The 5,835-nt window shown below is 29.3% G+C and carries 4 protein-coding genes; all 4 read left to right on the forward strand.

Annotation, left to right across the window (positions count from 1 at the left end):
• The first annotated feature begins 46 nt into the window (after positions 1–46).
• Complete coding sequence (locus tag JG776_RS12170; protein ID WP_291967901.1) at positions 47–1,387, forward strand: DnaB-like helicase C-terminal domain-containing protein; 1,341 nt, start codon at positions 47–49, stop codon at positions 1,385–1,387.
• A 14-nt stretch (positions 1,388–1,401) separates the two neighbouring features.
• Positions 1,402–2,415 carry a toprim domain-containing protein gene (locus JG776_RS12175; RefSeq protein WP_291967904.1) on the forward strand — a complete coding sequence of 338 codons (1,014 nt, stop codon included), beginning with the start codon at positions 1,402–1,404 and terminating at the stop codon, positions 2,413–2,415.
• The gene (locus JG776_RS12180) at positions 2,405–3,172 is read left to right on the forward strand and encodes a PD-(D/E)XK nuclease family protein (protein ID WP_291967906.1); all 768 of its coding nucleotides are present in this window, start codon (positions 2,405–2,407) and stop codon (positions 3,170–3,172) included. The genes JG776_RS12175 and JG776_RS12180 overlap by 11 nt, the downstream gene beginning before the upstream one ends.
• A gap of 12 nt (positions 3,173–3,184) precedes the next feature.
• A partial coding sequence (locus JG776_RS12185) for a DNA polymerase III subunit alpha (protein WP_291967909.1) occupies positions 3,185–5,835 on the forward strand: 2,651 nt, incomplete at its 3' end.

The following is a 5,835-nucleotide window of genomic DNA, read 5'->3' on the forward strand; positions in this document are numbered from 1 at the left end:
ATATTTATGAAAATCCAGAGTTATTGGAGGAGGGAGGAGGTATTCTATGCAAAACAAATTGCCATATGATACATCAGCCGAAGCAGGTATAATAGCAACACTTTTGCAACATCCTGATTTTATTTTACATAGTGATTATTTGTCTGCATCGCATTTTTACCATAAAGACAATGGGGCCTTTTATTGGGCTATTCAGGAATTATACAAAAGTGGTGTAACTAAGATAGACTCGTTTAATTTACTTACACAGATTAATAGTCATAATGGAATTAAAAATTTAATAAGCAGGTATAATATTGAGTCAATAGATGACTATATAGAAAAATCAAAAAATATTGCGAGACATACAGTAGAAGAATATAAAAAATTAGTAGAAATAGTTGTAGCATTAGCTTTTAAAAGAGAACTCCATAAAAAGTTAATGGAAATTGATGATGTGTGTTTAGATGAAAATAATAATGATATTGCAAAATTAAGTAATTTTGCATACAATTCTTTAGATGAAGTTATTACTCAATTTATTACTGCGGAAACAATTGTGCTTTTTGGTGATATAGTAGATGAATTATGGAAAGAAATTGTAGAAAGGAGAAATCCTAACGGTATGTATGGAATACCATCGAAATATTCATCAATAAATAAGTATTTTACTTATGAGCCTGGTGAATTAGCTTTATTCCAAGCAAGAATGAAGCGTGGCAAGTCTGCGTTTATGATGAATGAAGCTATACATAAATTACAAAATGGAATACCAGTTGCTTATTTTGATACTGAAATGCAGTCGAGATTATTTTTTGAGAGAATGTTAGCTTATCTTACTAAAATCCCAGTGCAAAAAATTAAATCAGGCAATTATACTACAAGTGAGGAGCAACAAATAGAAGAAGCTAAAAAATGGTTAAAGAAACAAAAATTTGTACATATATATAACCCTGAATGGACAAATGATAAAATTCTTATTACTGCAAAAATTCTTAAACATAAAATCAATTTAGGATTTTTGGTATTTGATTATATAAAAAGCAACACTAAATCTTCAAGTGAACAATATAATGAATTAGGGGCAAAAGCTGATTTTTTAAAAAATAATGTAGCAGGCGCTCTTAATATTCCTGTGTTAGCGGGAGCACAACTAAACAGACAAGGACAAACAGCAGATAGTGATAAATTAGAAAGATATTGTAGTGTAAGTATAATTTGGCGAGAAAAAACAAAAGATGAAATACTTACAGATGGAGAAAATTGTGGCAACTATGCCTTAAACGTAAAATTAAATAGATTAGGTGAACAAATGCAAGAAGATGACTACATAGATTTCAGGTTTGATGGTAGTATAATGACTATCGAGGAGGCAGAGCAACATTCTAAAGAATTGCCTTTCAACTGATTGGGGTGAGGCATTTGCAAGAGATTGTGAGGCTAATCAAAGAAAGGTTGTTTAATAATCCTATTTTGATTAAAGGTATTTTAGAAAAATTAGGTTTTCATAAAATAAGAGAATTAAATAACGAAATAAGAGCAGCTTTACCTGATGGTAATAATTGGACAAGTACAGTAGTGAAACTTAATGAAAATCTTTCAACATATATATATTCAAGAAATGACTATGATGGGGCAGATATTATATCATTAGTGCAATACATAAAAAAAATGAATTTTTGTCAAGCTATTGAATGGTTATGTTTAGAATTAGGTATAGATTATAATAATAATGATATTGAAATAAAGCTTGAAAGTAGTTCATACAAGATTTTTAAAATGTTTGAAAAGAGGGGAGGTGAAAATATTATCCATGAAATATTAGACGAAGAAATATTAAAACAATATGAAGATAGGGTTATACAAGAATGGCTTGATGAAGGTATTTCTGAAGAAACACAGCGTAAATTTGAGGTTAAATTTGACTCTAAAACTAATAGAATAGTGTTCCCTATTAGGGATGAAAATGGTAATCTAATTAATATTAAAGGAAGAACTTGTTTCAGTAATTATAAGGAATTAGGTATACCTAAGTATATTTATTATTATAAGTTGGGTACTAATGATATATTGTATGGGTTGTATCAAAACAGAAATAGTATTCAAGATACATTAATAATTGTAGAAGGCGAAAAATCCGTTATGAAATTTGATAGTTTAGGAATCAACAATGTAGTAGCAGTTGGTACGCATACTATTAACAAATACCAATTAGATAAAATTTTAGCTTTAAAATGCAGAGAAGTAGTTATTGCGTTTGATAAGGATGTACAATATAAAGAATTAATTGAAGAAGCTAAAAAGCTTAATAGGTACGTTAACGTAAGTATTATATATGATACTAATAATTATTTAAATGAAAAAGATGCGCCAATCGATCAAGGAATTTTAGTATGGGAAGAATTGTTTGAGAGGAGAGTTAGAATTGGAAATTAAAGAAAAAATAGAACAAATGTGTTGGAGTTATTCTAGGTTAAATGCATATCATACTTGTCCTTATATGTTTTATCTTCAATACATAAAAGAATATCAAGGAATCCCATCGGCATTTGGCTTATTTGGAAGTTTTGTGCATTCAATTTTAGAAAAATATTTTAAAGGTGAATTACTTGTTTTTGAATTAAGTGAATATTACAAAGAAAACTTTGATAAAGAAGTATATGTAGACTTTCCTCCTAATGCTTATGTAGATTTACGCCAGCGATATTTTGAAACTGGGTTGGATTTCTTTAATAATTTTAATGGATATGAGAACTTAAAAATTCTTGAGGTAGAACCTGAAGTCAACTTTAAAATAGCTAAATATTGTATGCGTGGGTTTATTGATTTATTAGCACGAGACCAAGATAATAACTTGATAATTATCGATCATAAAACGAGGTCAGAATTTAAATCAAGGAAGGAATTAGATGAATATTTAAGACAATTGTATTTGTATAGCATACCAATTGTTGAAAAATATAAAGAATACCCTAAAGAACTAATTCTTAACATGATAAAAGAAAAAAGAGATATAAAAGTAGAATATAATACTAAAAAATTAGAAGAGGCTAAAATGTGGGTAATTCATACAATTGATACGATAAAAAATGATAATGAATTTAAAGCCAAACCATCTCAGTTTTTCTGTGATTACATATGTAGTGTTAGAGAGTATTGCCCTAATAGCAATAAGTATTTGGGGATAGCTTAGGGGGTATTTGAAATGTTCGTGAGTTTGCATAATCACTCTATGTATTCTTTATTAGATGCTATTTCAAAACCAGACGAAATAATAGAAAAAGTTAAACAATTAGGGCAAAATGCATTTGCTATTACAGATCATGGAGTGGTTTATGGTGCAGTAGAATTTTATAAGTTAGCTAAAGAAAATGGACTCAAGTTTATTTATGGTGCTGAAATGTATATTTGTGATGATATTAATATAAGAGATAAAAATAATAAATATTATCATCTTGTTGTGTTAGCAAAAAATGAAACGGGAAGGATAAACTTAAATAAGCTAATAAGCGCAAGCAATTTAAAGGGGAAGTACTACAAACCACGTATTGATTTTAATATTCTCAAACAACATAAAGAAGGATTAATAGTTTTAAGTGCTTGTATGGCGGGGGAAATACAAAGAGCAATACAAGATAGTGATATAGTTTTAGCTAAAAAGATAGCATTAAAATATAAAAATGAATTCGGGAACGATTATTACTTAGAAATTCAAAGTCATCGAGACCCCGAACAACAAAGACTCAATAGAATTGTAGTTGATATAGCTAAAGAATTAGGTATACCTTATGTAGTTACTACTGATAGTCATTATGTTAATAAAGAAGACCAAGAATACCATAGTATATTTGTGTCAATAGGACGAGAAAGAGAACCAGGAGAAACATACAATGATTGTTATTGGCAGTCAGAGGAAGAAATATATAAAATTAATTTAGGAACACTCACAGAAGAAGAAATAGAAGTAGCAATAGAAAATACAGTTAAAATAGCTGAACAGTGTAATGTAGATATGCCTTTATCACCTCCAATTATACCGCATGTGCAAATACCAAAAGAATTCAACTCTGAAATGGAATATTTAAAATATTTGTGTAAAAAAGGATGGGAAAAACGTGGTATAAGCAAACTACCAAATGTGAAAGAGTATAAAGAAAGGTTGCTTTACGAATTAGATGCTGTCGAAAAAATGGATTTTGCAGGATATTTCTTACTTGTGAGAAGTTATACAAATCAACTCAAGAGAAAAGGAATAGCAAGAGGCAGCAGTGGTGGTTCACTAATAGCATATTTGTTGGGTATCGTTGATATTGACTCTATAAAATATGGTTTATATTTTGAAAGATTTATTGATACTTCTATATTACAAAAGATAGAAGAAGGTACTCTTAAACCAGAAGAATTAAAAGTACCTGATATAGATGTTGATATGAGCCCAGCAGAAAGAGAAGAAGTTTTACGATTTATTATAAATACATACGGGCAAGAAAATGTGGTAAATATAGGAACATTCCAATATTTGAGGGCTAAAAACGCCATTAAAGATATTGGTAGAGTTTTAGGAATACCTTTTGAAATTACGAATAAAATTACTAAAAACCTTGATAAAGAGACTATAGAAGAAGCTCTTGAGATGGGGTTATTAGACGAATACAAAGAGCAATATGGTGAACTATTTAAATATGCGCAAAAATTAGCGGGGCTACCAAAAGCTTTATCTGTACATGCAAGTGGGAAAATTATTACTACCAAACCAGTAGACCATTATTTCCCTGTAACAACAAATGATGATGGTGAGGTAATAATACAATGTGATATGCATTCAGCAGAGGCATTAGGGTTAGTTAAAATTGATTTATTAGGGTTGCGTACTTTAGATGTAATATATGATGTTTTAGAGATGATAGGTAAAGATTATTCCTATATTGACCCACACAAGATTAATTTAGAAGATGATAATGTATTTAAGTTATTTAGAGATGGTAGAACTAATGGAGTGTTTCAGTTTGAATCCAACGGAATGAAAGATGTATTAAAGAGAATGCAGGTATCAAGCTTAGATGATTTAGGTGTTGCTAATGCACTTTTTAGACCAGGAGCAAAGAAATATATTGACAACTATATCAACAGAAAATTTGGAGTAGAAAAATTTGAGTACTTACACCCTGACTTAGAACCAATTTTAAAAAATACGTATGGTATTATAGTATTCCAAGAACAATTAATTGAAATAGGCAGATTAGCAGGATTGAGAAACCCAGACCTTTTAAGGAAGGCAACTGCTAAAAAAATACCAGAACTAATGGAGGTAATTGAACCCGAACTTAAAGAAGGGCTCAAGAAAAGAGGATGGACTCAAGAACAAGTTGACAAATTGTGGGATGATATAATTGACTTTGCACACTATTCATTTAATAAAGCTCATTCTTTTGCTTATGCTTTAACTGCTTACATTACAGCTTTCTTAAAGGTATATCACCCTAAAGAATTTATGTGTGCTCTATTGAATTCCTATGAAGGCAAAATAGATAAAATTGCTGAATCTTTAGAAGAATTAAGAAGGATGGAAATTCAAGTAGAAAAGTTTGATTATAAAAACTGTTATTCTTTATGTGAAATTAAAAATGGTAAATTTTATTATGGAGTTGGGTTAATTAAACATTGTAATAGAGATATAGCTACTGAATTAAGAAAACTTAATAAACATTATGATAGTTTTATAGATTTGTTAGTTGATATAGTTAATGAAACATCAATTAATTCAAAACAAATGGAAACATTAATAGTATTAAATTTCTTTAGTGAGTTTGGTAACAATAAAAAGTTACTAACGTTATGGAAAGAGTTTAAAGAAGG

The sequence above is a fragment of the Caloramator sp. genome (genome assembly GCF_020054765.1).
GTDB classification, from domain to species: Bacteria; Bacillota; Clostridia; order Clostridiales; family Caloramatoraceae; genus Thermobrachium; species Thermobrachium proteoclasticum.

Bases quoted from the DNA above. Each gene is read 5' to 3' on its own strand.
- JG776_RS12170 (WP_291967901.1), top strand. From the start codon at position 47: ATGCAAAACAAATTGCCATATGATACATCAGCCGAAGCAGGTATAATA.